A 21,140-nucleotide genomic window follows, 5' to 3' on the forward strand; every position below is an offset into this window, starting at 1 on the left:
GATGGGATTCGAACTCATGGACCTGTTACAGTCGACGGTTTTCAAGACCGCTATGGAAAGCCGCTGAATACGCGGCCTCAGACTCTTTTTCGTTCCAATACTTTTGTTTTGCAGCACCTCTACAGACCGCATTCTACAAGGGGCGCGATTTGAGTTATGGAACGCATTTTTTGCCTATTTTGAGGGTTTCGCGATGGCACCAACGCGGCGGTAAACCCGCTCGGTAATGTCGCCTTTTGTGTGCCCAAGCAGCAGGCTGGCGTCACCCACATCGCTGATCTCCGATGCCGCCTTCGGCCGAATGTCCCGGAACTGGAATTCACCGATCCGCTTAGCCAGCAGCTCGTCTCCCTGCTCAAGCGCTTCCTGTTTTGCCTTCTCCCGCGCCATGTCCCATCGCTTCCTCAGCATTGTCGCTGTCATCCGTTTACCGCTCCGGTTGATGATCAGGTAGCTCGAAACGTGCGCAGCGTTTCGCTCTGTGATCGCAGCGATCAGAATGCCCAGACTGTTCGCTTCTCCGGCGGTCGTCATCTGAATGCGCAGCTTCTTGTGCGTCTTGTTCTGCTGAACAGTCAGATAACCCCCTTCAACATCGTCCTTCCTCATCACCAGCACGTCTGCCGGCCGCTGTCCGGTCAGATAGGCCAGGTCCATCGCTTCCTTCAGCTCCTGGGCTGCCTTCTTGTAAACCGCCTCCCAAACCACATCATTCGCGTAATAGTCCCTCGGCGTCTCCTTGTTCTTGCGCACGCCTTGGCAGGGATTTTCCTTAGTAGTCAGCCCCCACTCCCGGGCGATATTGAAGATGTGGGAGAGGGTGGCGATCTCACGGTTTGCCCGAACCTTTGCCGATCGTGCGTCTCGGTAGCCAGCAATCGTTGCTGGTGTGATCGAGTCGATCGGCGCGCTATCGAACATCGGCCGCAGCTGTTTGATCTCCGCCAGGTTGTCCTTCTGCGTGCGCGGCGCCTTTTTCGGCACCACGTCGCGGATGTACCGATCGAAGATGCCCTTCATGGTGCGCAGGTCGAGAGGCTTTTCCTTGGCCTCCAGTTCGGCCCATTTCAACCGGGCTTTGTCGAGATCCTTGCCCAGCGGAATGTCTTTGCCGAGCAGGTCGCGATAGTAGTAGGCCGTCCAGGTGGTGCCGTTCTTGCGTTTTCGAGATCGTTTGTACATCCGTGGTGGCAGATGATGGTGCTCGGTCTTGCGGGGGCGCATATCAGTTCACTCGCGAAAAGTCTGGCGTCCATGCCGGCACTGCCGGCGGCGGGTTTGGATCGGCAATGGTGGGGCTGATAATGCCCAGTTTCATTCGGGCGTACATGCGCCCCACCAGCGGGCGCTTACCGCGGCTTTCGACAAACACCCACTGGCGATCTATCAGCCAGCGGCGCTGATAGGCCCGGGCCTTGTAGCCGGTGAGTTCGGCCAGCTCCGCGTCAGAGAGGATTTCGGTTTCCATGAGGTATTGCTCCATGCCGCGCGTGGCGGCAGAAGGTGGTGATGGGTTATGCGCCGGCCTTGGCCAGAACCGCATCGGCAACCTTCATGGCCGCCTGTGCATCATTGACGTAGGCAGGATCGAAGTAGCCGGCCAAGTGGATGGTCGCCTGACAGGCCCGCAGGTTCTCGCGAGTGAGCTTCAGCACGGCGACGAGCTCTTCGTGAAGCCCGCGCTCCTCGCGGCCGATAGCCCAGAAGCGCTGGCCCCAATGCCCGGCCGGTGGCGCGTTGTTGTTCTGCGCGCCGAACGCCAGTGCACCGACTACAGAGTCCAGCAGGTCGCGCTTGTAGGCGTTGTCGCCGTCGATGCTCAGGCCGCGCCGGCGTAGGGTGGAAACCACCTCGTTCAGGTCGAGCCCTTTGTCCTGCAGAACAATGTCGAGTTCTGGTTTTTCGGGGGTGTAGATGGTCAGGCAGAGATTTGCGCCTTCAGGGAGGCTGGCGCTGATCTTCTCCAACGAATCGCTCGCAGTTTCGTGGAAGCGGTTCAGTGCGGACATACGAATTCCTTGCCCGCCGTACACTGGCAGGCTGTTGAGTAGGGTGAGGGGTTACTGCTGGATGAGTTCGGCGGGGACTTTGACCGTGGCGCCGCGCTGGCGAAGACCACGGCACGGAACACGGCGATGGTCCGGGTTTCACCGGGCTGGCGGTTGAACGGGTCGTTCGTCGCGTCAGCCAGCCACGGGTGCCGGTGACCGACATCGACCCAGACGCCGTACTTCTCGATCAACTGCTCGGCGTCGGGCAGGGCGAAGAGATCGAGTTGACCCGCGACGGGCTGCTGCTCACCCTCGATCGCGTTGATTGCCCAGTCCAGCGCCGGGCCGGCCAGTTCCTCGGTGCGGACGCTGACCAGGCGGTTCATCGCCGTGCGCTCGATTTCTTCGGCGGCGAGGGCGGAAATGCGAAGAACATTCTCGTCTTGCCCGTGTAACCACACTCTTGGCACCCGGCGGCCGGGTGGGTGTTGTACCCATAGCTGCAGCTTGAGCAGTCGCAACTACAGCCTGAGCATTCAACTGTGCACTGAGCCTCCTGCTCAACCTCACCACTCCGTGTGATCAAGAAATTGGAACGACGATCCAGCCGGAAGCCCGTGATTTTCTCAGCCTCCTCGTAGGTGGCTGCCTCCCTCCGGAAGCCCCATTTGGCAGTGGGATCATCAACGATGCGAGTGACTTTTCTCATCGCCACGACCCCTTGTAGATGAGGTAGGCCATGTAGAGCGGGGCGAAGATCATGGCGTCACCTCGCGGCGTGCCCACCAGCAGACCGGGCCGTCGTCAGTGTCGTGAATGGACAGGCAGAACCAGCCCTCGCCGTCAGGGCGATCCGGCTCCCAGTAGCTGCAATCCGGATCGTGGGATTCGAAGTAGCGGTCGGCAATTGCTGGATCGGCGAACTCCAGGCTTACCATCTTCACGGTTAGGCCCTGCTCAGCAATCCAGGCTTTGCACTTGTCACCGTCACCCTCGTCGAAGTCGGGCATGTCGGGGTGCTGGAACATCCCGTTGTCATCCCGTTTTACCGGCCAGTGTTTGATCAGGCCAATGCGATCGATGCGCTCAATCTCTGCGAGCAGAAGCGCTGCCGCCTTGACCATGTCGCGGCGCCGATCAGCGCTTGGCTTGAATGTGCCCTGGCCCCATGGCCACGCCGTGCTACGAGTTGTCGGCTTTCTTGCAAGGCTTGCGTAAACTGCACCAGCTTCGGCCAGCTCGCCATTCACATAGAGGTCGTCACGGTGTAGCGAATACCCCTCGACAGACACCTGTCGTTGACGCTCGGCGATGACATCCCGCGCCGCGCTGTTGAGGCGTATTGCATTTTCTTCAGGCATGACTTCGTCCTTGCCGCTATAGCGGCTGACCATGAGGTCGATGTTTAGTAGTCAATAAATTTGCTAGAGTGGTTTTTTTATTGCGGGCGTGGACATTTGAAGCGTTTTTTTGATTATTGGACAAAGCAAGCTCAGTGGTGGGGCAGCAAAAAATTGGAATGGTGGGCTGCACATGCCACAGCTTTCTATTTCGGCGGTTCCATACTGGTCATAGGGGCGAAGTTCGACGAACTAATTCTCCTGAAACTGAACGAGATAGGTGACCTGGCCGCCGGAGTCTTTGGACCCCTTGCTTTTTTATGGTTGGTTCTGGGGTACATCCAGCAAGGGCGTGAGTTAAGAATAAGTTCTGAATCTTTGAAAATGCAGGCCGATGAGTTGAAGGCTTCGGTGGAGCAGCAAACGGCCATGGTCGAAGCTCAGAAAAAAGCGCTCGAAAATCATGAACGTTCACTGGAACCGCTTTTGCTAGTTCGATATGTCGGGATCGATGATCAGGGCAGTGAATGCTTTGATCTTTTTGAAGTAGTGAACCATGGAGCTTATTGTCGAAATGTAGTCGCTGACTTCATTGGCAAAAATCTTGCGTTGGCAGGTATTCAGGTCGTTTCACTAGCAAAAGATTCTCCCCAACGATTTAGAGCTACGGGGCCGATACCTTATAACCAGGTTTGGAAGCTCCAACTGACTTATGAAAAAATCAACGGACAGACGAGCTCGCAATCTTTCGGTATGTCTAAGCGTGCTTCAAATGGTCGTGATACCTATGTCGTGATTGAAGATAAGGGTTTCATCGACGATATAGATGCCTAAACGCGATTACCTTGCAACTACAGTTGTCGGATTCATCGTGTGGTAGATGTGGGCGAAAGCTTCGGTGTCGGATTGGCGCGGTTGATGAAATAGTCGGCGATTCCAAGGCTGGCCACGAGTTTGGCGGCTAGGCGCCAGAAGAGGGTGATCATGCTGCCTCTCGCTGCGGTTGTTACTGCCGCAGCGCTTCCTGAACTGCCTCGACAATGCGCTGTAGGTACGTGAATTCGTGGTTTTCCTCGACGGCCTTGTCGCCGACGGGGTAGTGCCACTCATCACCAAAAAGCGCGGTCAGCAACTTGCTGAGATGCCAGCATTCGTTCGGTGACTCGACGCTTCGCAGAACATCGATCTCATTCCAGAGCTCGCGGGCTTCACCCTTCCTCAACTCATCCAGTTCCCAGTCGTGACGGCCGGTCTGTTGCCGACGGCGCTGGACAATGCACTTTTTCGCGAATGCATGGAGCGCGTTCCCGCTGAACCGCGTGCTGCTGATACCGCGATCCAGGCAGTTCAGTACATAGTGCCAATCACAATCAGCCACGAACTCCGCCACCGTGCGAGGCCCCATGCCACCCCAGTAGGCGCTCCAACTCTTGTCCCAGCAGTTGATCGTGATCTTTCCTTGGGCGGTCTGGTAATTCGGGTCAGACTCGGTCGGGCAGTTACGGCGCCCGAAGTCTTCAAGGAACACGGTGATCGGGTCAAGCCTCGGCGCGCCGGTGATCACCAGCTTCGTGACTGTCGAGCGCTCAACCAGCAGCGGCTCGGCCGTTTTGTTTTCTGTGGGCATGCGGGCTCCTAAAACATATAATTTTCGTTTGCATATGGAGAGGATCATGAAAAAAGGAAGCTTTTTGGATTTGTTAGAAGCTGATCTTGAGGGGTTGATTTCAAAAAGAGAGCTTTTCGATTTGATTCGGCTATCGAAAGTAGAAGGTTCGGATCATTGGTACGGAAAAGAACTTTTGATTGGTAATACGCCGCAGCAGGGGATAAATTGGGTTGGGGCGTTTCCGGATTTAACGGGGGTAATACTAAAGGTGCGGCCTGGAAGTTACAGCGGTGACGGCTGGGTGGGGGCTGATAAGGAGCGTTACAGATATTCTCTGAAAGCTCGAAAAGGTGTCGTTTCTTTAACGGAAAAAGCGAACAGGTCTCTTATTAATCAGCCGCAATATTCTTATCCAGTCGTGCTGTTTTCTGATCGTAAAGCTTTTTGGAGATTTGAGGGCGTATTTGAAGTTTCAGAAATAGGTGATGATAGTGTTGAGTTAAGAAGAAAGGCGATTGGTGGGGATAGGGTTAAAGAAAAATACGAACCTGACTTCGTTGAGGGAGGCAAGAAGTACGTAACGCATTTGATTTCAGAGCGCAGCAAAGAGGTTGTTTCGCTTTTGAAATCCAGTGAGAAATTTGAATGCGAAATTTGCAATTTGGATTTTCGAGCAAAATATAACGTTGATTATATCGAGGCGCATCATAAAGTCGCAATTTCAACTTTTTCTTCGAGTACTAAAGTGACTATAAATGATTTTGCCTTGTTGTGCGCAAACTGCCATTCGGTCGTTCATGTCCATATGCGTAATAGCTCGGATGCCTATCCTGATATTAAAAGAAAAATACAACAAACTATAGGAAGTGACACGCCGAAATGATCCTTTCTCCTATCCACCGAATAACATGAACTGCTTTACTATTACCAATTGCCTTGTACCGAGGCCCGTCGGGACAAGCACTTTCCAAGCTTCCACGCCAAGGAATCCGCGTGTAATTGTCAGGTAGGCCTTGGCAGCGCTCCCATTCGATCACGCTGGTTCGGCGTACTCCTTCGGGCTCCAGTACATATGCCTCTCGATCATCGAGAGAGCCTCCTCCTTGTGCCGTGAGAGTAGGATGAACTGCGAGCTTCTCCGGCCATCCCGGCGGCCGATCCCTGCGAGCGCCTTTTCGCTCAAAAAGTACCTCGGTGGGATCGAATCCGTCTCGAGCACTTGCGACAACGAACACACGGCGGCGTCGTTGGGCCAAGCCGAAATATTGGGCGTCCAGGATCCGCCACGCGATTGTTCTTTTGGGTCCATACACACAACCAGCGTCCGGCCATTTCTTCCCTGAAGGCTGCAGTTCGCAGTCTTCCCCAGCAAGCGCGCCAAGAAAGCATCCGAAGGCGTTCCCTTTATCGCTGAGGACGCCGGGGACGTTTTCCCAGACGACAACGCAGGCGGGCTTTCGCTGGCCGGCGCGAACATAGTCAACTGCATCTGAAAGCTCCACGTATTTGATGGTGAGGGCGCCGCGCGGGTCGGTGAGGCCTTCGCGCATGCCGGCCACGCTGAACGCCTGGCACGGGGTGCCGCCGACGAGGACGTCCGGTGCGGCGATCTTTCCGGCGAGCACCTGGGCGCCGAGTTTGGTCATGTCGCCGAGGTTCGGCGTGTTCGGGTAGTGGTGGGCCAGCACCGCGCTGGGGAAGGCTTCGATCTCGGCGAACCAGGTCGCCCGCATGCCGAGCGTCTTCCAAGCAACCGTTGCCGCCTCGATGCCGGAGCAGACCGAGCCGTAAGTGATTTCCATAGGGGATCCTCGCCGACTGGCGTGATTAGTAGACCATGAGCGCTCCAGACAGGCGGAGCATGGTTTCGCTTTGCATGACCTACTCTTGAGGAGCAGTTCCAATATCCAAGGAGGTCAAAATGTCTAAAGGTGGCGGCAGTAAAGGCGCGGGCGGGGCTGGTGGGTCGGGTAAGGGAGGAGGTGGCTCATCTCGAGGCCCCTCAAGTCATCCCGGACCAGGCGGTAATTGGCCAAGCACCACGGGTGGAGTGTCTGGAGGCAATAGAGGGAATGCTCCGTCAGCACCTGGAAAGAAAGGCTGACTTTTAAGCGTAAGGTTTTGTCCTGCCCTCAGCGCAATTGGTGAGGGCAGGTCATGCGGCCCGCTCTTGCTGCTCAACAGGCTTCGGTGGCCACTCGGAAAAACCAACCTTCGGCACCTTGGTTTTCGGATTGAGGATTGGCTTTCCCTTGGCGTCAGTCAGTACCGCCTTTGCCCTGATCTTCAGATCACGACAGCGCAAAGTCTTGCGAGCCAGCTCCATGAACTGCTCGGCGTACTGCGGCGCGTCAAACAATGGCGATAGCTGGCGGACCGTAGCCCCCCCCCATGATCTTCTCGGCGCGCTTGCGAACCATCTCAAGCCACTCAGGCTCCGGTATTGGCTCGACGCCGCCTGGAGCCTTGAGGTTCTTGCGGGTGCCGCTTGTTTTCTTGCGCGCCTCGGCGGTGGCGACTTCAATGGTCATCCCAAACACAGCGAAGGTGCTCATAAGCATTCTCCAGGCATACGCCTGCCTCGTCGGCTGGCGTGATTCGTAGAAGTGGGGTATTTGTGTTGGGCCCGGCATGGGACCTGATAGCGAGAAAGGTATGCGCTTAGATCATTTCATTTGTTGCGAACACCACTTCTTGGCGTCGGTCAACGCGAAGATTAAAAGGTCAGAGCGGCAAATTTATAAAATTGCTGAAGATTTAAATCTTGCATCTGATGCTATCGATATAAAGGTTGAGAGTGAAGTTAAAGAAAATGGCTTGGGGTATCGATTGATAGTCAAAGATCTGCAAGGTTTTTCTTTGGAGGATATTTCAATGCAGATTGGAGAGTGTGTACATAACTTACGCAGCTCTCTTGATAATTTGGCCTATGCTCTAGCTCGCCTAACATTAGATCCTCCTGCAGAAATTAAGAATATTGCGTTTCCTGTTTGTATTGATAAAAAATCTTACGGCAAGAATTGGAAAGAGCGCGTGGAGAAAATGTTTCACCCCGATGTTGTAGCGGTAATAGAAAGCGTCCAACCCTACACCCGGACGGGTGAATATGGAACTCCCGAAGGTGATCCCTTGTACCTGCTAAACGGCCTGAATAATTCCGATAAGCATAGAGTTCCTAATCTTGTGGTTTTGGCGCAAGAGAAGATTGTTTTTAATGGCTCTATTAAATACTATCGAATGGAGGATGCTTATGCGGATGGCGCGCCAGATTTGAAAGTTAGTATCGATCCAATTGTTTCTGGAATGACATTGCTAGATGCTACAACAAAATACCCAGTAGATAAGGTAGAAGGGCATTTCAATATTCACGGAAGAGTTATGTTGGAGGTGAATGGGGAATACTATGATTCAGTTGAATATCTGAAAATGACTAGAGCATATTTAATGGCTGTTTACGATCTTTTTGCCGGCTTTTTTGCTGATGACAACAAATAGTAGATCAGGGTTGTCGCATTGATGATGCAGCGAACTCTTCAAGCTGCCGCGACCACTTTTCCTTAATGACTAATTCCGGTCGCGACATGCTGGCGAATCGTTCCGACTCAGGCGCCGGCGCCGCGGCCAGATTGATGATGAACGTCGACACCGTCTCCTGCCATTCCTCGAAGCTGTGACGCTCGCCGAGGATCTGAAGCGCCTCATCAAGCGCTTTCGAAACAATCAGCGAGCGCTTCTCGGCGCCGATCCGCTCGAGCAACGCCTTCTCCTTGGCGCGCTTGTCCTTCTGCAATTGTGCGTTGCTCTTGGCCATGGCCTACCTCTTCAATTCCGCTGGCCGGCAAGTCCAGCCAGGTCTGTCGGCGGCGCGTGGCCGCCCGGTTGGTGGTTCGTTTCACTGCTTCCTTCACTTGATCCGGATCGAGCTTTCGCCGCGCTCAAGGTGAGCCCAGGCTGGTTCCGGCAGCAGTTCATGTTCCGCGTCTTCGCCGGCTTCGATGCGCTTGCGCACAGCGTTGTTGTGATCGCGGATTTCCTTGAGCCGGGCTGCGATCACCTTTTTGTCGGGGGTGATCACACTCTTCACTGAGACAAACTCGTCGGGCACGGCTTGTTCGTTGTCGACGACGACCTTCTCGGGCGAGAGAGCGAGAGTGATCGTGAACAGCGGACGTTTGATCGACTTGATGTCTGCGGCCTCCATGTTCCGGCGCAGGTAATCGCTGAGTTGCCCAACAGTGTTTTTCTTGATGCGCTTGAGCTCGTTCAGACGGTCGACTTCCTTATCGATGGCGTCGATGTCACCTTCGATGTTCCGGCGCAGCATGACGACGTTGTCGGCCTTCACTTCGAACTCACCCTTGATGCCGTCCATGGTGTCTTGAATAGCCTGGCGTAGCCCTTCGTCGTCGGTGTCAGCAAGCGCCGCGAGTTCGGCCATCTGCGCATTCAGTTTGTAGAGGTCAGTCATGCAGCACCTTCCATAGCGTCTTCAAGGTCTGCCTTGCGGGCATCCTTGGCGCGGGTGAATTTGAGTTTGTGGGCTGCGCAATCTGGATCAGTTTTGCGCAAGTCCAGCTTGCGCATCGCCGACTTGTAGAGCTGCTCCAGCTCATTGAGCGACTGCGCGGTGCCAATCAGATGAAGTGTTTCTGAGAGCCATTCGCGGTACTCGGCTGCCAGACGCTCCTTCGCTTCGATCTTGTCCTCGGCGCGCTCGATTTCAGCTTCACCCAGACGTTCGTTGACGTAGTGAATGTCGTCGTACAAACCCAGGCGAACGTCGGCCGAGAAGCCAAGCTGACTCAGGCACTTGCCGATCGCGTCGGTAAGGGATTTCTTCGAAGCGTCGAAATCAGTGCTGATGCCAAACCGGTTCTGCGTGATAAATGGGGTGTGCCCGTAGTGCGTGATGGTCTTGCGCTCACCGTCGTCTCCTAGGTACCAAAGGGCGACTTTGAGGGTATGCACCTGAGCGTGAGCCAGCACTGTTCCGTCCTTGTTCAGCAGAGGGCCTCCGATATCGAAGCGCTCTTCGATCACGTCATAACCCCAGCCAGTACCACATGGGCCGAACTGCTCGGTGGCACGTTTAGCCAGGTACTGGGCATTTACCGCGGTACCGGTGAAACCGCCGGGACCGGTGTATTCCTTGGTGAACTTGGGGTCGGTTTTTTCGACCTCCTCCCATAGGGCCAGGTTGGGTACAAGCATGACTATCTCCCGCCGCGCAAGTACGCAGCTCTGAAAGAAGTGGGTTACTGAGTGATGCGGTCGGCGAGGGCGCTGAGCAGCATCAGGAAGGTGAAGACGCCGATGGCGGAGAAAGAACCGCGCCGGATTAGCACGCGACGGGCAAGCTGGCGACCGGTCACGGCCGGACCTTCACAGCGATCCGTTTGCCCTTCATGGACGGCGCCAGGCGTTGCGGGAGGTTCGAAACCAACTCCTCGCGCTTGCGACCGATCACCTCGTTGAAGGGAAGGCCGAAGCCGAGCAAGGCGATCTTGTTTTCTATGTCGTCGAGTTGCTCATCGATCAGCGATTTAACCGGTGCCGTACTCATGCTGTCTCCTTGCGCTGCTGACAGACGCCGCGCAGCCGCTCGCAGTAGTGGTTGAACTCATCGATGGTGATCGCGCCGTCAGTGAAGAGGCGGGTGATCAGCTCCTGTACGAGCAAGCCTGTCTCTTCATGGGCGAAGGGAGCGGTCACACCATCAAGTGCCTTGTCGATCAGTATGTGAGGGCTCAAAACCCACACTCCTGCTCGACGCGATCGCTTTCGCGCTTTGCATCGCGGTATTCGTTGGCGTGCACCGCGACCAAGTCGCCAGCGAGCGACCGAATGATCTGCGCATCACCGCCGACGGCTTCGACGGCCCAAGTGTGCAAGATGCCGCCGTCGCCGCGCCGGACCAACTCGATCAGGATTTTCTCGATGCAGCGGCCTGGGTCTGGGGTCGCGGCCATGTGATCCGCAAGCGCTTCCGGCAGGTGATCAGCGTTGACCAGGACCTTGCTTCGGCCCACCGGATTCGGCGCTTCGATATGGCGCCGGCACAGCAGATCGTCGACCGACTCGGCCAGCCACTCCTGACCAGCCTCCGTATCGAGAAAGTCGTCTTCCGGGATGAGCTTGCGTAGAGCTGACATGGTCGTCTCCAGGGGGGCGGGGTGTTGATCCAACAAAACTCGGATGCACTCATCCGCTCCGCTGGTTGCCGTTGGGCGCGGAGGGGAGTGCATTCGGGTGGTGTTGCGAAGGGTGACTATCTTTACGCGATAGCGTCTATGCAGCTCTGCGCAAAGAAGTAATAAGGACGTTACGTGGTTCGAAGAGCAATTTTACTGGTGCTGATTGCCAGTCTGAATGGGTGCATGGCGACAGCCATGCGTATGGATTATGACAAGCACCGATGCCCCTATATCGGCGTGCGATTTGACTGGTGGTTGGTAGGTACGTCCAAAGGGAAACTGATTCCCTTTTTACTAATCGACGCGCCGTTTTCTTTGGTAGTCGATACCGTCTTTTTTCCCTTCGAATACCAATACAGCTGCAACCTTTGAACTGTCATACGTCCACACCGATGTGATCTCACCGGGCGCAATCACCATTCAGCGGAGGGATAGCGCTTTAGGTGGCCGGTAGGCTCATCGGGACGCTTCTTAGTGGGGCAGGCGATGAAGTCTTATTCCGAGCCGCCGGCAACGAGCATGGTTATCCTAAGGTGCAAATCCAACGGTGGTTATGCCGGTAGGGCGCGCGGGTAAAGTGGACATCTGAGACCAAATTCATCCCACGCTGCTGGAGCGCCTCGGTCAGTTGTACGAGTGTCTCTGCTTGGATAGTCATTGCTGTCACCTCGTCAGATTTACTGCGTTCATAATTCTTGACCGAGCGGGCAAGTGGCTAATTCATTTTTTCTACTTCGGCTATTGTTCAATCCATACCGCAGAGCGCTCCCTGCCTGTCCCCTTCATCTGAGATTTAGGGCAAGGAGAGCTCTGCGCTATGGATTGATGCCGCTTCAGAAAAGCGGCATCGATAAATCTTCTTTTTCTCCGCACCTGCTTACCAGGTCATTCACTCAGTTCGGTTAACACCTCGTCCGCCGTCGCAGTGGGCTGCGCGTGGGCAGGCTTTCGGGCCTGTCGGATCGCCGGTCGCCGATAGAGGCAAGTGCGGTTTTTTTCATCGGTTTACTGCCCTCCCACCGATGGAGCCGGGAGTGACCTAACCGGACTGTCCGGGTAGTCGTTCATGGCGCTGGTTGTTAAAGAGCGGCGCGGCTTTCGCTGCTGGGCCCGTGTCGCTTGGCTTGAGGTAAATTTACCATTTGGAAATTACCTGTCAATGCAGAATGGTAAATATAAGGTAAATAAAATTTCGCATTTTTGGTAAATTATTGATGGGATTCGCTTTTGTCTGGACGAAAAAAAGCCCGCGCTGGGCGGGCACTGATCCGAGGGATTAGCATTTAGGAATTCTTCTTCCTCTTTTCGGCATTACGCATGCACGCAGAGAAGAAGTCGTTCTGAAAATCTAGCACAGCTTTTTTCTGGTTTTGCTCTACGGCAAATCTTGGCTTGTCGTAAGCGCTGCGAATGAGCATTTTGTACATTTCTTTGATGTATTCGCTATCGGACCCTTCAGCAATCTCCCATAGCGTTGACATGGGTACATCTGATTGTCGCGACTCCATCACCGTCTTAGCTGAATGCTCCATTCGCTTACATTCCTCCAAATCTTCTTTGGCGGATTGGGCATGTACCTGCTGGATGCCAGAGGCGAGCAAGGCTAAAGCTGCAGCCCAAAGACGGTGACTCAAAAACTTGGAAATCATTCCAATGCTACTCCTTAAATTCATTCTGACATTCTACCATTCATGGCTCGGCGCCACTATTAATTGCACCGTCAGTCGCCGACATCGAACCGCCACGTAGCGTGCGGCCTCTACCGACTCACAGACCAATAGGTGAATCGCCATGAGACTAGAAGAGAAACAAAAAGCACTGTCTGCCTGGCGCGAGCTGCTGGAGGAGCCCGAGCTCAGGATGGATGCCGAAGAGCAGTACGATGAGTTGCTCAAGATGGCAGACGCCATGGAGCAAGATGGCTTGATCACCGCAGGTGAGTGGCGTCAGCTTGTAAGAGAGGCGGGTACGAGGTTCGCTCACGCAACTGAAGGGCTTGAGGGTGGAACGTAGGAGGGCAGGAACAAAAAGCCCGGCGTTGGGCCGGGCTTTTTTCGCTACTTAAATTCGGCGAGTATCAATATTTTAATTTTTTCTTTTCTCAGGTCTGAGCTTAAGACTGTACCTGTCACCCTAGATTGGCTCAATAAGTGAGAAAATCCTTTATTTAAAGCCCTACTTACGTAGCCAATTCGACCAAAACTTGTCATGATTGCGATTGCATTTTTATCATGTTGGTTTTCCGGTTCGTGAACAAAAGTTACAAGCATTCCCTCAGTTATATCGCCGAGTACCTTGTTGTACTGAGTTCCACTTACTTCTAGCACGACATCGATTGGCGCTGAAGCAGTAGATAAGTCAGGGGAAAGTTCGAAGCTATCACTTGCTAGTCTTGCACCGGTGTATCCAAGTAGAGAAAAGTCGGATCCATTAAAGCTACTAGGAAGCCCATATTGAGCGAGATACTTAGGGAAGTCTTGTCTTTTTCGTGGCGGAATTCGACTCATAAAAGCCGCAAGTGCGTTATCAAACTCTTCGTTGCCATTAATTGTGAATGCGGGAAAGCCAATAAAGCCTTCGTTAACGGCAGCGTGATAGTCAGGTGTGTCTTTTAAATAACGAAATGTACAGTGGTCATTTTTTTTTACTAATTCGCCAACTATTCGGCGATTTCGTGCTACACCTTCGGTCGTACTGGTCCAGACCAAAAATAGGCGAGTTGGTTCAAATACGTGATCAATGGTGTGCATTTAATTTTTCCGTAATCAACTTCATGCGCCTCAAGGTGAGCCTGATCACAAAATTGGCCCTTGCTCTGCTCAGTCTAGCATGTTGCGGCATTGGTAGGTCAACCAATCTATCCATCATTTCTTTGAAGCGTAAGATGTCAAATTGCTTGAGCTTTCTTAATAATAGAGCTCTCACAGCGGGGTTGTATTTCGAAATGAAGTCCATCGATTCTAGATGGCCAACCTGAGTTAAATTGTCTGGTGCCCATCTTATGTGGTGAGTGCCTTTTGTAATGAAGTTGTCGAGCCGCACATCATCCCACTGTGAGAATTTACGTTCTATTATCTGGTAGCCTAAGCTAGTTCCATTGTCGAACCATGGTGCAAATTTTAATCTAACGCCGTATTGCTCTCCTTTTCGTCGAGCAACACTTTTGGTATTTGGGGATGATGTTATCAAATAGCCCCAGTTGTCTTGGTGGCGATCAGTATTTCCAATGAGAGAGTCAAATAATAGCATTGACCAGAAATCAAAAATTTGATCTTCATTGATGAAGTTCGCACTAAGTTTTTGGGCGGTTAGAAGGTTGTGCTGTGTTCCTTTATCCTTGTCGAAGTTTCGTATTTCTCTATAGAAAAAGTATCCGGCTGCGAAAAATACGTCTTCTCCAGGTGCATAAAACCATTCGCTTAACGAGCCGCACTCACCGGTCATTGAGTCAAATGCAGCATGCGCTGGCGGTACTTCTATTTTGAGGAGTAGCCCAATTTGATATGCAATAAGTTCCGCCCAATATTGTTCCGGATATTTCTCATCTGACAGTTTGAACATATATTGCCAATCTGGAACGATGACCTCTTGGACAGGGTCGTGCGGCGATACCACAATTCGTTTCGGCCTGGCTCCCTCTGGATATGCTTCCGAGAACTCACCGTGGCGCCGCCAGTCAGCAATATCGATAGGGTTTAGCTGAATAGGCAATGACATTCATCCTTGAACAACTACCTACAGGTAGGAGGGTTAATTGGTTTGGATTAACGTGAATACATCGCCCACCAGAACACATGCCCCAGAATCGAGATCTGTTGCTCCTGGATCTGCTGAAACGTGTAGTCCTCGTCTGGATGCTCATCCCGGTTGAAACTGCGCAGGCGTAGCCCGGTAGGGATCCGATAAACCTGCTTCACGCGAAGCTGCCCGTTGTGGTTGATGGCGTACATCTCGCCGTCGACGATGTCGCTCAGTGAGTTCTTGCCAACGTTCACACCAACCGTGGCGCCGTCGCGCAGCACGGGCATCATGCTGTTCCCGCCGACCTTCACACACTTCGCGTTGCTGAATTGAACGCCATTTTGGCGCAAATCCTTTTTGTTGAAGCGCAGACGTGAGTTGGCGTTTTCCTCGATCGCGAACCTGCCTGATCCGGCCGCCAGCTCGACTTCGTGAAGGAAGGGGACGTAGACCTCGTCATCATCAAGCGGGGTCTCGTCGTCCCAGGTCTCGATGGAGGACAGAGGGATCTCGACTTGAATCCTCGGCTTGGCAGCACCAGACACCGATGCTGCGGATAGCTCACCCTCGCTCAAGGGGCGATCAAGGGAGCCAGGAGCGAGTCCGCACTTCATTTCAAAGTCGCGCGCCATTTTCTCCCCGATATTCCGAAGATGCTCGGCCTTGTCGGTGAACAGCCGGGAGATATAGGACGGCTGCTTATCCACGCGGGCGGCGAAGTTAGCGTCTTTTCCGCCGAAGTCGCGATCAATGATCTGGCGAACTCTGGCTCTGCGTATGTCTTTGATTTCCATCTTCTCATTAGAACCTTTATTTCCCTTTGGGGAAATTACCTTTACTTGGTAAACATTTATGGTAAATTCGCGCATAAATGAACCAGAAGGTAAATTCATATGGACTTCCCCACGTACGCAAAGCAGCTTCCGCGCGGCGGAAGAAAACGCCTCGCCCTGAGCCTCGGCATTCCGGCGAGCTACCTCTCTCGTTTGATCTCTGGCGACCGCTCCATCACTGCGGAGCGCGCCATTGAAATTGAACACGCAACAGGCGGGAAGGTGACTCGGCAAGAGTGCCTTCCGGATATCCAGTGGAAGAACGCTTCGTAAGTTCGACCCATAAAGCCAATCCGTTGAAGCCAGATTAAAAGAGAGCGGGTCCCCATGGAAACGTCCAGTCCAAGACATAGCGCCCAAACCCGTGACCAAGTGCTGGTGGCGCACGCGGCAAACCAGATCGCCCGAACCAGCTTGAGTCAGGACGATTTCGCGCAATCGCTGAGTCGTGAGCTGCACCTGTCGATTCCTGAGCGCGCCAAGAAGAAGGAAGTTCCAGATTTCAATTCGCCAGAACTGACCGGTGACGTGAGCGAGTTCGTGAAAGCGACCGGCCGCTGGCTGAAACGCGTACAGCGCTGGCTGTCTGGTGATCAGGAAATGCCGTCTTGGCTTGAGGAATCCTGGGTGAACGCTCTGGAGCCGGAGTTCCGCGACAACTGCATCAACGAACTGGCCGGACGCCACGGTTTGATCGGCGCCCGCCAGATGCAGAGCGACCAATGCGCCAACAAAAGCTTCGGTGCGCTGATCCGCGCGCTTGGCGATGTGATCGACACCGGTAGCGAAGTTTTTGACGACCAGGTGATGTGTGAAGAGGACCTGCCGCACCTGCCGGCGTTCGCCGAGCAGTGCCGTCAGGTTGAAGCGCGGGCAGGGGAGCTGGGCCGTAAGGCTGAAGCACTGATCGCAAAGCACCGACCGAATTTGAAGCTTGCCTGATTTTCCGCGCATGCGCGGAATTCTGAGTTCACCACCAAAAAAGGGGTCTTTGGGTCAGCACTCTCAAGTAGCAGCCCCAGAAAGCCCAGGCACAAAAAAGCCGACGGTCGAGGTCGGCTGATTCGTAAACTAGAGAGCCCCGATTATGCAGAGCCAACCCAATTCAAGCAATACCCCCAACAGTGTCGCGACACGTTTTGCGAATTCTCAAAACGTGTCGCGAGCTTTTGTCTTTTCCGTTCACGTCAGGAACACCTGACATGCAGTTCACAGTCACTATCAATCAGGTGAAAGCGCTGGAGTGGGGGCTGAATTCTCAGCAGGCCCTGCTGTTCGCCTTCGTCTACGGCTGCCCGAGCTGGACGAAGCCAATCAAGACTGACGACGGGATCTTCTTCGCGTTGAGCAAGGCAAAGATCATTGAGGAGCTACCGCTGCTCACTGATAAGCCGGACACCGCTTACCGCATGCTGAAGGCCCTGGAAGAGGCCGGTTTGATTGAGCTGTCCAGCACGTCGAACATCACCCTGTTTCGCCTCACCGAAAAGGCGATCGAGTGGAACCAGAAGCTGGACGGATCGGAAAAATATCCGACCCCACCGATGAAAGAAGGTCGGAAAAAAATCCGATCTACCTCGGAAAAAAATCCGAGCAAGGTCGGAGAAAAATCCGAACAAGGGTCGGAAAAATCTCCGACAAATCAGGATACCAATCATCAGGATACCAATCAGGAAACCAGTCAGGACTTGCAGGGCGGCTCCGGCAAGCCGGCCCGCAACCTGGTGCTGGTGGTTGATCGCACCGACACACCACGGGTCGAGATTCCTGCTGACATGCCTGGCCCCAAAGACCAGTCCTGCAAAACCTTCAAGGTCTGGGCGAATTACGCCATGGCCTACCGCAAGCGCTACAGCACTTGGCCGGTATGGAACGCCAAGGTAGGTGGACAGCTCGGCCAACTGGTTGACCGGCTCGGCGCTGATGTCGCCCATCACGTCGCCGCTCACTACCTGAAAACCAGCGACGCCAGCGTACTGCGCAAATGCCACAGCCTCAACGAACTCCTGGCCAACGCCGAGAGCTACCACACCCAGTGGGTGACTGGTCAACGCATCAACGGGACCACCGCCCGCCAGATGGAGCGCACCGAGGCAAACGTCTCCGCTGCCGAGCAGGCCGCGCAAATGGTCTTGGCCAAACGCCAAGGGGGAGAGCGCAATGAGTACCTTTGAAATGAACGATCAACAGGTCGCCGGGCTCGCCGCTGCGATCTGCGCTACTGCCGAGGCCATGGGGCAGGAAATGAACCCGGGCACCGCTGCGATGATGGCCGAAGACCTCTGCGCTTACTCGGTGCCCTCCGTGAAGGCTGCACTGAAAGCCTGCCGCTTTGAGGTGAAGGGCAAGCTGGCGATGGCCGACATTCTCCAGCGCGTGCAGGCCGCCGACGGCCGCCCGGGCAAGGACGAGGCCTGGGCTATTGCCATGACCACGAACGATGAATTCGAAACCGTGGTGCTTACCGACGAGATTCAACTCGCGCTTGCCGCTGCAAAACCTGTTCTCGATGCCGGCGACAAGGTTGGTGCGCGCATGGCATTCAACAGCGCTTACGAGCGGCTGGTTGGCCAGGCCCGGGAGGACAACAAACAGGTGAACTGGCACGTATCTGTTGGCTTCGACGCCAACCGCCGCACACAGGCGATCACCAAGGCTGTGCAGATGCAGCGGATCCCGCAAGAGCGCGCCCAGCAGTACCTGGCCGACTTGAGTGTCGCTCCGGTCACTGAAGACGGTAGGGCCGTCGTTGCGCTGCTCACCGGCGAAGTTGCGCGGCCTTCGCCAAAACTGCGGGAGAAGCTCGCCGCGGTGAAGGACTCAATGCTCGCCATGCGCAAAGCATCGACCGAGAAAAAAACAGAACTGCGAATTCTGGCAGCCAACGAGCTGGCGGATCGCCGGGCGCTGCTCATTCAGCAGGCCGAACAATTGAAAGCAGGGAGCGCGGCTCAATGACCGATATCAATGACCAGAAACAGCAAGCTGAGGCCAGCTTCAAAAACTTCCACCGCAGCCTTTGCGAGCGCTTTGGCTATTTCCACGATGAGATCGACTGGCAGCGTGATCAGGTGTCGCTGGAAGAACACATCGCCTCGCAGTTCAGCCACGTCAACGCGGAGAACGTCGCGCTGCGCGGGCAGGTTGACGCTTTGCAGCGGGGCGCTGGCCAGTTGCAGGAACAGAACGACGCTTTGCTCGAAGGCATGACCCGCATCATGCAATCGACTCGCTTGGGCGAGCCAGCGTTTGCCATAGCGTGCGAAGTGGTTGGAGAGCTTGAGCATTCCCCTGGCAGTCGAGCGGGCGGGGAAGGAACAGAATCCAGCCTCTCGCTTTCGCTCAGACTTCCGAAAGGTTCGCGCGCGCATGAGGCTGGTGAGCAGATTTTATGCAACGAAAAAACTGTGATCAATGGGGTGGAGCATGGCTGAGCTCGCCCTTATCCGCACTGCGCAAGGCCTGGTTCCAGCCACTGAGGCCGACCGTGAAGTAACCCAGAAGTGGAAGCTCGGCCAGGTCATCCACGGCAAATTTACGAAGATGCGCAACGCCAAGTTCCATGGCAAATTCTTCTCGATGCTGGATCTGGCGTGGGAATACTGGGAGCCGGTTGGCGGTCTGGTCCCGCGTCAGGAAATGCGTGGCATCCGTGGGCTGGCCAAGTTCTTCGAAGCTGCCAGCGGCAAGCCCGGGCAGTTGTCGCATGCCGTTGACTCCTACATTGCCCAGCTCGAAACCGAGCGGGCCGAACGCTTCCCGGCCGTGGACAAGTCTCGCGAGGCATTCCGGGAGTGGGTGACGATCGAAGCCGGTCATTTCCACTTGGTGCGAACTCCTGACGGTGTGCGCAAGGAGGCCAAGTCGATCAGTTGGGCAAATATGGACGACACGGCCTTTGAGCCGCTTTACCGCGACGTGTTCAACGCCTGCTGGCGCCTTGTACTGTCCGCGCACTTTGAAACCGAAGACGCGGCCCTGAGTGCTGCTGACCAGATCGGGAGCTACGCATGAAGCGCACTCCACTCCAGCGCAAAACCCCGCTCAGGTCTGGCGCTCCACGGCGAAAACGCTGCCCATCCTGCCGGGTGATGTTTACTCCAGCTCGCGACACGCAGGCTGTATGCGGGGAGATCGAATGCGCCATCGCTCACGGTCAGTCAGAGAAGGGGCAGGCAACAGCTCGCAAGGCCTTGGCGGATTTGGGGCGCCGCGAGATCAAGGTCCGCAAGGAGAAGCTGAAGAGCAGGGCGGATCACCTGCGCGAAGCCCAGGCCGCCGTGAACGAGTACGTTCGCCTGCGTGACGCGCACCTGCCGTGCATCAGCTGCGACTCGATGCCGAACGACAGCGATCTGATGACCGGCAGCCGCTGGGACGCCGGCCACTACCGATCCGTCGGGGCCTGCCCGGAACTGCGCTTCGAACCGCTGAACATCCACCGCCAGTGCGTGAAGTGCAACCGCAACCTGTCCGGTAACGCGGTCGAGTACCGGATCCGGCTGGTGTTGCGCGTCGGCGCCGAAGCCGTGGCTTGGCTGGAAGGGCCTCATGAGCCCCGCAAGTACACCGTGGAAGAAATCAAAACCATCAAGGCTGAATACCGGGCCAAGACCCGCGAACTGAAGAGGGCAGCATCATGATCTATCCAAGCGTTCTGAACGCAGTTGTCTCCGCCCTCGCGGCCGAGGCTATCGACAACACCAGCACACAGGCATGGCAGAAGCTGTACAACTCTGTCGACGAAGAAGAGGGCGGCGACCTGGCGACACTGGTTCGTTCGCGTGGTGCCGACGCCATGGATCGCAGGGAAGTTGACTGCTGGGTATCCGCCAGGCTTCACAGCGCGCTTGAGAAAAAGCACTGGGATGCGCTCTTGGCGAAGTACAGCACCCACAAGGGGCGCAAGGTGCAGGCCATCTCCGCATTGCAGGCTCTCATTAGGACTCCGGCACCGAAGCTGTTTCTGTACAAGGCGACCACAGCCTGGGCTATCCCTCAGCTCAAAGGCGCACGGCCGAAGGTGGCGACGTCCGTATCCGTCGAGATCCCGCTCGATGCGCCGGAGTGGCGTCGGGAGTCGATGGTGAAGGCAGCTGTTGCAGCCGGGCAGGCCAAGGCGAAGAAAGACGAATCCCGATCTGCTGACATGATCGTCCTGAAAGACAGCTTCTACGACATGAATACCTGGGACAACGACGGCACTCCGGAGTCGACGCGGCGCCGGTGGCGGCAGGATATCGGCAAGGCTGCTGACGACCTGGTCAACGAGGCGCTGGCGCACGCCGCCGACATTTTGGAAGGTGAAGGCCTGCTGATTGAACAGGCTGCGTGATCGCCTGTTGACATCATTGAGCGGATGAGCGAAATTAACTCCATCCTGTCATTCCTGCGTGTGTGAGGAGTGACGAAATAGCTTCGGGGGGCGAACG

32 protein-coding genes and 1 pseudogene are annotated in these 21,140 nt (G+C 55.1%); 13 read left to right on the forward strand and 20 right to left on the reverse strand.

What is annotated here, in order from left to right:
- Positions 1-174 precede the first annotated feature (174 nt).
- The 5 genes from ACSPX5_RS07850 to ACSPX5_RS07870 all read right to left on the reverse strand — a co-directional run bounded on the left by ACSPX5_RS07850 (position 175) and on the right by ACSPX5_RS07870 (position 3,019).
- Complete coding sequence (locus ACSPX5_RS07850; protein ID WP_439821357.1) at positions 175-1,224, reverse strand: tyrosine-type recombinase/integrase; 1,050 nt, start codon at positions 1,222-1,224, stop codon at positions 175-177.
- 1 nt (position 1,225) lies between these two features.
- A complete protein-coding gene (locus ACSPX5_RS07855; protein WP_439821358.1) occupies positions 1,226-1,468 on the reverse strand; it encodes a DUF4224 domain-containing protein in 243 nt (80 codons plus the stop codon).
- 46 nt (positions 1,469-1,514) lie between these two features.
- Complete coding sequence (locus tag ACSPX5_RS07860; RefSeq protein WP_439821359.1) at positions 1,515-2,009, reverse strand: hypothetical protein; 495 nt, start codon at positions 2,007-2,009, stop codon at positions 1,515-1,517.
- Positions 1,997-2,377 carry a hypothetical protein gene (locus ACSPX5_RS07865; protein WP_439821360.1) on the reverse strand — a complete coding sequence of 127 codons (381 nt, stop codon included), beginning with the start codon at positions 2,375-2,377 and terminating at the stop codon, positions 1,997-1,999. The genes ACSPX5_RS07860 and ACSPX5_RS07865 overlap by 13 nt, the downstream gene beginning before the upstream one ends.
- A 372-nt stretch (positions 2,378-2,749) precedes the next feature.
- A complete protein-coding gene (locus ACSPX5_RS07870; protein ID WP_439822012.1) occupies positions 2,750-3,019 on the reverse strand; it encodes a hypothetical protein in 270 nt (89 codons plus the stop codon).
- A 429-nt stretch (positions 3,020-3,448) separates the two neighbouring features.
- Here ACSPX5_RS07870 and ACSPX5_RS07875 point away from each other — a divergent pair, with 429 nt between their 5' ends.
- Positions 3,449-4,165, forward strand: a complete 717-nt coding sequence (locus ACSPX5_RS07875; RefSeq protein WP_439821361.1) for a hypothetical protein — start codon at positions 3,449-3,451, stop codon at positions 4,163-4,165.
- A 172-nt stretch (positions 4,166-4,337) separates the two neighbouring features.
- Here the strand turns inward: ACSPX5_RS07875 and ACSPX5_RS07880 are convergent, their stop codons facing one another.
- Positions 4,338-4,958, reverse strand: a complete 621-nt coding sequence (locus tag ACSPX5_RS07880; protein WP_439821362.1) for a hypothetical protein — start codon at positions 4,956-4,958, stop codon at positions 4,338-4,340.
- Positions 4,959-5,004: 46 nt separating this feature from the next.
- Here ACSPX5_RS07880 and ACSPX5_RS07885 point away from each other — a divergent pair, with 46 nt between their 5' ends.
- On the forward strand, positions 5,005-5,823 hold the full coding sequence (locus tag ACSPX5_RS07885) for an HNH endonuclease (protein WP_439821363.1): 819 nt from the start codon (positions 5,005-5,007) through the stop codon (positions 5,821-5,823).
- On the opposite strand, the gene ACSPX5_RS07890 is transcribed toward ACSPX5_RS07885, so the two are convergent.
- The 4 genes and pseudogenes from ACSPX5_RS07890 to ACSPX5_RS07905 all read right to left on the reverse strand — a co-directional run bounded on the left by ACSPX5_RS07890 (position 5,798) and on the right by ACSPX5_RS07905 (position 7,495).
- On the reverse strand, positions 5,798-6,007 hold the full coding sequence (locus ACSPX5_RS07890; protein WP_439822013.1) for a DNA cytosine methyltransferase: 210 nt from the start codon (positions 6,005-6,007) through the stop codon (positions 5,798-5,800). The genes ACSPX5_RS07885 and ACSPX5_RS07890 overlap by 26 nt on opposite strands.
- Positions 6,008-6,088: 81 nt before the next feature.
- Positions 6,089-6,742, reverse strand: a pseudogene (locus tag ACSPX5_RS07895) (DNA cytosine methyltransferase); the annotation flags it as partial.
- A gap of 353 nt (positions 6,743-7,095) precedes the next feature.
- Positions 7,096-7,266 carry a hypothetical protein gene (locus ACSPX5_RS07900; protein ID WP_439821364.1) on the reverse strand — a complete coding sequence of 57 codons (171 nt, stop codon included), beginning with the start codon at positions 7,264-7,266 and terminating at the stop codon, positions 7,096-7,098.
- A 25-nt stretch (positions 7,267-7,291) separates the two neighbouring features.
- On the reverse strand, positions 7,292-7,495 hold the full coding sequence (locus ACSPX5_RS07905) for a hypothetical protein (protein WP_439821365.1): 204 nt from the start codon (positions 7,493-7,495) through the stop codon (positions 7,292-7,294).
- Between the two features lie 100 nt (positions 7,496-7,595).
- On the opposite strand from ACSPX5_RS07905, the gene ACSPX5_RS07910 reads away from it, so the two are divergent.
- Positions 7,596-8,435 carry a hypothetical protein gene (locus ACSPX5_RS07910; protein ID WP_439821366.1) on the forward strand — a complete coding sequence of 280 codons (840 nt, stop codon included), beginning with the start codon at positions 7,596-7,598 and terminating at the stop codon, positions 8,433-8,435.
- A gap of 4 nt (positions 8,436-8,439) precedes the next feature.
- Here the strand turns inward: ACSPX5_RS07910 and ACSPX5_RS07915 are convergent, their stop codons facing one another.
- The 6 genes from ACSPX5_RS07915 to ACSPX5_RS07940 form a co-directional block, all read right to left on the reverse strand.
- Positions 8,440-8,751, reverse strand: a complete 312-nt coding sequence (locus ACSPX5_RS07915; protein ID WP_439821367.1) for a hypothetical protein — start codon at positions 8,749-8,751, stop codon at positions 8,440-8,442.
- Positions 8,752-8,844: 93 nt separating this feature from the next.
- Positions 8,845-9,408, reverse strand: a complete 564-nt coding sequence (locus ACSPX5_RS07920) for a siphovirus Gp157 family protein (protein WP_439821368.1) — start codon at positions 9,406-9,408, stop codon at positions 8,845-8,847.
- Positions 9,405-10,151: a hypothetical protein gene (locus ACSPX5_RS07925; protein ID WP_439821369.1), complete on the reverse strand. Its 747-nt coding sequence runs from the start codon at positions 10,149-10,151 to the stop codon at positions 9,405-9,407. Before ACSPX5_RS07925 ends, ACSPX5_RS07920 begins: the two co-directional genes overlap by 4 nt.
- 157 nt (positions 10,152-10,308) lie before the next feature.
- A complete protein-coding gene (locus ACSPX5_RS07930) occupies positions 10,309-10,503 on the reverse strand; it encodes a hypothetical protein (RefSeq protein WP_119428319.1) in 195 nt (64 codons plus the stop codon).
- A complete protein-coding gene (locus ACSPX5_RS07935) occupies positions 10,500-10,691 on the reverse strand; it encodes a hypothetical protein (protein ID WP_439821370.1) in 192 nt (63 codons plus the stop codon). The genes ACSPX5_RS07930 and ACSPX5_RS07935 overlap by 4 nt, the downstream gene beginning before the upstream one ends.
- Positions 10,688-11,092: a hypothetical protein gene (locus tag ACSPX5_RS07940; RefSeq protein ID WP_439821371.1), complete on the reverse strand. Its 405-nt coding sequence runs from the start codon at positions 11,090-11,092 to the stop codon at positions 10,688-10,690. Before ACSPX5_RS07940 ends, ACSPX5_RS07935 begins: the two co-directional genes overlap by 4 nt.
- Positions 11,093-11,317: 225 nt before the next feature.
- Between ACSPX5_RS07940 and ACSPX5_RS07945 the strand changes: the two genes are divergently transcribed.
- Complete coding sequence (locus ACSPX5_RS07945; protein WP_016773976.1) at positions 11,318-11,506, forward strand: YceK/YidQ family lipoprotein; 189 nt, start codon at positions 11,318-11,320, stop codon at positions 11,504-11,506.
- A gap of 911 nt (positions 11,507-12,417) precedes the next feature.
- On the opposite strand, the gene ACSPX5_RS07950 is transcribed toward ACSPX5_RS07945, so the two are convergent.
- Positions 12,418-12,783 (reverse strand): hypothetical protein, encoded by a 366-nt coding sequence (locus ACSPX5_RS07950; protein ID WP_439821372.1) that lies wholly within the window; start codon positions 12,781-12,783, stop codon positions 12,418-12,420.
- Between the two features lie 142 nt (positions 12,784-12,925).
- Between ACSPX5_RS07950 and ACSPX5_RS07955 the strand changes: the two genes are divergently transcribed.
- Positions 12,926-13,147: a hypothetical protein gene (locus ACSPX5_RS07955; RefSeq protein ID WP_439821373.1), complete on the forward strand. Its 222-nt coding sequence runs from the start codon at positions 12,926-12,928 to the stop codon at positions 13,145-13,147.
- Positions 13,148-13,191: 44 nt separating this feature from the next.
- Here the strand turns inward: ACSPX5_RS07955 and ACSPX5_RS07960 are convergent, their stop codons facing one another.
- Genes ACSPX5_RS07960 through ACSPX5_RS07970 form a run of 3 tightly spaced genes read right to left on the reverse strand, consistent with a single transcriptional unit; the run spans position 13,192 to position 15,768 of the window.
- On the reverse strand, positions 13,192-13,884 hold the full coding sequence (locus ACSPX5_RS07960) for an HIRAN domain-containing protein (protein ID WP_439821374.1): 693 nt from the start codon (positions 13,882-13,884) through the stop codon (positions 13,192-13,194).
- On the reverse strand, positions 13,871-14,845 hold the full coding sequence (locus tag ACSPX5_RS07965) for a hypothetical protein (protein ID WP_439821375.1): 975 nt from the start codon (positions 14,843-14,845) through the stop codon (positions 13,871-13,873). Before ACSPX5_RS07965 ends, ACSPX5_RS07960 begins: the two co-directional genes overlap by 14 nt.
- A 53-nt stretch (positions 14,846-14,898) precedes the next feature.
- The gene (locus ACSPX5_RS07970; protein WP_439821376.1) at positions 14,899-15,768 is read right to left on the reverse strand and encodes a S24 family peptidase; all 870 of its coding nucleotides are present in this window, start codon (positions 15,766-15,768) and stop codon (positions 14,899-14,901) included.
- On the opposite strand from ACSPX5_RS07970, the gene ACSPX5_RS07975 reads away from it, so the two are divergent.
- The 8 genes from ACSPX5_RS07975 to ACSPX5_RS08010 all read left to right on the forward strand — a co-directional run bounded on the left by ACSPX5_RS07975 (position 15,769) and on the right by ACSPX5_RS08010 (position 21,043).
- Entirely contained in the window at positions 15,769-15,981 is a 213-nt protein-coding gene (locus ACSPX5_RS07975; protein ID WP_439821377.1) for a transcriptional regulator, read from the forward strand.
- A gap of 54 nt (positions 15,982-16,035) precedes the next feature.
- Entirely contained in the window at positions 16,036-16,650 is a 615-nt protein-coding gene (locus tag ACSPX5_RS07980; protein ID WP_439821378.1) for a hypothetical protein, read from the forward strand.
- Between the two features lie 260 nt (positions 16,651-16,910).
- On the forward strand, positions 16,911-17,882 hold the full coding sequence (locus ACSPX5_RS07985; RefSeq protein WP_439821379.1) for a phage replication protein: 972 nt from the start codon (positions 16,911-16,913) through the stop codon (positions 17,880-17,882).
- Positions 17,869-18,666: a hypothetical protein gene (locus ACSPX5_RS07990; protein WP_439821380.1), complete on the forward strand. Its 798-nt coding sequence runs from the start codon at positions 17,869-17,871 to the stop codon at positions 18,664-18,666. Before ACSPX5_RS07985 ends, ACSPX5_RS07990 begins: the two co-directional genes overlap by 14 nt.
- Entirely contained in the window at positions 18,663-19,142 is a 480-nt protein-coding gene (locus ACSPX5_RS07995) for a hypothetical protein (protein ID WP_439821381.1), read from the forward strand. The genes ACSPX5_RS07990 and ACSPX5_RS07995 overlap by 4 nt, the downstream gene beginning before the upstream one ends.
- Positions 19,135-19,722, forward strand: a complete 588-nt coding sequence (locus ACSPX5_RS08000; protein WP_439821382.1) for a DUF1367 family protein — start codon at positions 19,135-19,137, stop codon at positions 19,720-19,722. Before ACSPX5_RS07995 ends, ACSPX5_RS08000 begins: the two co-directional genes overlap by 8 nt.
- Positions 19,719-20,351, forward strand: coding sequence for a recombination protein NinG (locus tag ACSPX5_RS08005; protein ID WP_439821383.1), 633 nt, complete (start codon positions 19,719-19,721; stop codon positions 20,349-20,351). Before ACSPX5_RS08000 ends, ACSPX5_RS08005 begins: the two co-directional genes overlap by 4 nt.
- Complete coding sequence (locus ACSPX5_RS08010; protein WP_439821384.1) at positions 20,348-21,043, forward strand: hypothetical protein; 696 nt, start codon at positions 20,348-20,350, stop codon at positions 21,041-21,043. The genes ACSPX5_RS08005 and ACSPX5_RS08010 overlap by 4 nt, the downstream gene beginning before the upstream one ends.
- Positions 21,044-21,140: the final 97 nt, after the last annotated feature.

Origin of the sequence: Pseudomonas sp. HLG18, assembly GCF_051903985.1 — a bacterium.
Lineage (GTDB): Bacteria > Pseudomonadota > Gammaproteobacteria > Pseudomonadales > Pseudomonadaceae > Aquipseudomonas > Aquipseudomonas fluorescens_BT.

What these genes read in the sequence shown, in the direction of transcription:
- ACSPX5_RS07905 (WP_439821365.1), bottom strand. Translation starts at nt 7,495, where the DNA reads ATGAGCACCTTCGCTGTGTTTGGGATGACCATTGAAGTCGCCACCGCC.
- ACSPX5_RS07855 (WP_439821358.1), bottom strand. Translation starts at nt 1,468, where the DNA reads ATGGAAACCGAAATCCTCTCTGACGCGGAGCTGGCCGAACTCACCGGC.
- ACSPX5_RS07850 (WP_439821357.1), bottom strand. Translation starts at nt 1,224, where the DNA reads ATGCGCCCCCGCAAGACCGAGCACCATCATCTGCCACCACGGATGTAC.
- ACSPX5_RS07985 (WP_439821379.1), top strand. Translation starts at nt 16,911, where the DNA reads ATGCAGTTCACAGTCACTATCAATCAGGTGAAAGCGCTGGAGTGGGGG.
- ACSPX5_RS07945 (WP_016773976.1), top strand. Translation starts at nt 11,318, where the DNA reads ATGGCGACAGCCATGCGTATGGATTATGACAAGCACCGATGCCCCTAT.
- ACSPX5_RS07920 (WP_439821368.1), bottom strand. Translation starts at nt 9,408, where the DNA reads ATGACTGACCTCTACAAACTGAATGCGCAGATGGCCGAACTCGCGGCG.
- ACSPX5_RS08005 (WP_439821383.1), top strand. Translation starts at nt 19,719, where the DNA reads ATGAAGCGCACTCCACTCCAGCGCAAAACCCCGCTCAGGTCTGGCGCT.
- ACSPX5_RS07960 (WP_439821374.1), bottom strand. Translation starts at nt 13,884, where the DNA reads ATGCACACCATTGATCACGTATTTGAACCAACTCGCCTATTTTTGGTC.
- ACSPX5_RS07925 (WP_439821369.1), bottom strand. Translation starts at nt 10,151, where the DNA reads ATGCTTGTACCCAACCTGGCCCTATGGGAGGAGGTCGAAAAAACCGAC.
- ACSPX5_RS07865 (WP_439821360.1), bottom strand. Translation starts at nt 2,377, where the DNA reads ATGAACCGCCTGGTCAGCGTCCGCACCGAGGAACTGGCCGGCCCGGCG.
- ACSPX5_RS07885 (WP_439821363.1), top strand. Translation starts at nt 5,005, where the DNA reads ATGAAAAAAGGAAGCTTTTTGGATTTGTTAGAAGCTGATCTTGAGGGG.
- ACSPX5_RS07870 (WP_439822012.1), bottom strand. Translation starts at nt 3,019, where the DNA reads ATGTTCCAGCACCCCGACATGCCCGACTTCGACGAGGGTGACGGTGAC.
- ACSPX5_RS08010 (WP_439821384.1), top strand. Translation starts at nt 20,348, where the DNA reads ATGATCTATCCAAGCGTTCTGAACGCAGTTGTCTCCGCCCTCGCGGCC.
- ACSPX5_RS07900 (WP_439821364.1), bottom strand. Translation starts at nt 7,266, where the DNA reads ATGGAGCTGGCTCGCAAGACTTTGCGCTGTCGTGATCTGAAGATCAGG.
- ACSPX5_RS07930 (WP_119428319.1), bottom strand. Translation starts at nt 10,503, where the DNA reads ATGAGTACGGCACCGGTTAAATCGCTGATCGATGAGCAACTCGACGAC.
- ACSPX5_RS07980 (WP_439821378.1), top strand. Translation starts at nt 16,036, where the DNA reads ATGGAAACGTCCAGTCCAAGACATAGCGCCCAAACCCGTGACCAAGTG.
- ACSPX5_RS07860 (WP_439821359.1), bottom strand. Translation starts at nt 2,009, where the DNA reads ATGTCCGCACTGAACCGCTTCCACGAAACTGCGAGCGATTCGTTGGAG.
- ACSPX5_RS07970 (WP_439821376.1), bottom strand. Translation starts at nt 15,768, where the DNA reads ATGAATTTACCTTCTGGTTCATTTATGCGCGAATTTACCATAAATGTT.
- ACSPX5_RS08000 (WP_439821382.1), top strand. Translation starts at nt 19,135, where the DNA reads ATGGCTGAGCTCGCCCTTATCCGCACTGCGCAAGGCCTGGTTCCAGCC.
- ACSPX5_RS07950 (WP_439821372.1), bottom strand. Translation starts at nt 12,783, where the DNA reads ATGATTTCCAAGTTTTTGAGTCACCGTCTTTGGGCTGCAGCTTTAGCC.
- ACSPX5_RS07955 (WP_439821373.1), top strand. Translation starts at nt 12,926, where the DNA reads ATGAGACTAGAAGAGAAACAAAAAGCACTGTCTGCCTGGCGCGAGCTG.
- ACSPX5_RS07910 (WP_439821366.1), top strand. Translation starts at nt 7,596, where the DNA reads ATGCGCTTAGATCATTTCATTTGTTGCGAACACCACTTCTTGGCGTCG.
- ACSPX5_RS07990 (WP_439821380.1), top strand. Translation starts at nt 17,869, where the DNA reads ATGAGTACCTTTGAAATGAACGATCAACAGGTCGCCGGGCTCGCCGCT.
- ACSPX5_RS07995 (WP_439821381.1), top strand. Translation starts at nt 18,663, where the DNA reads ATGACCGATATCAATGACCAGAAACAGCAAGCTGAGGCCAGCTTCAAA.
- ACSPX5_RS07940 (WP_439821371.1), bottom strand. Translation starts at nt 11,092, where the DNA reads ATGTCAGCTCTACGCAAGCTCATCCCGGAAGACGACTTTCTCGATACG.
- ACSPX5_RS07975 (WP_439821377.1), top strand. Translation starts at nt 15,769, where the DNA reads ATGGACTTCCCCACGTACGCAAAGCAGCTTCCGCGCGGCGGAAGAAAA.
- ACSPX5_RS07880 (WP_439821362.1), bottom strand. Translation starts at nt 4,958, where the DNA reads ATGCCCACAGAAAACAAAACGGCCGAGCCGCTGCTGGTTGAGCGCTCG.
- ACSPX5_RS07915 (WP_439821367.1), bottom strand. Translation starts at nt 8,751, where the DNA reads ATGGCCAAGAGCAACGCACAATTGCAGAAGGACAAGCGCGCCAAGGAG.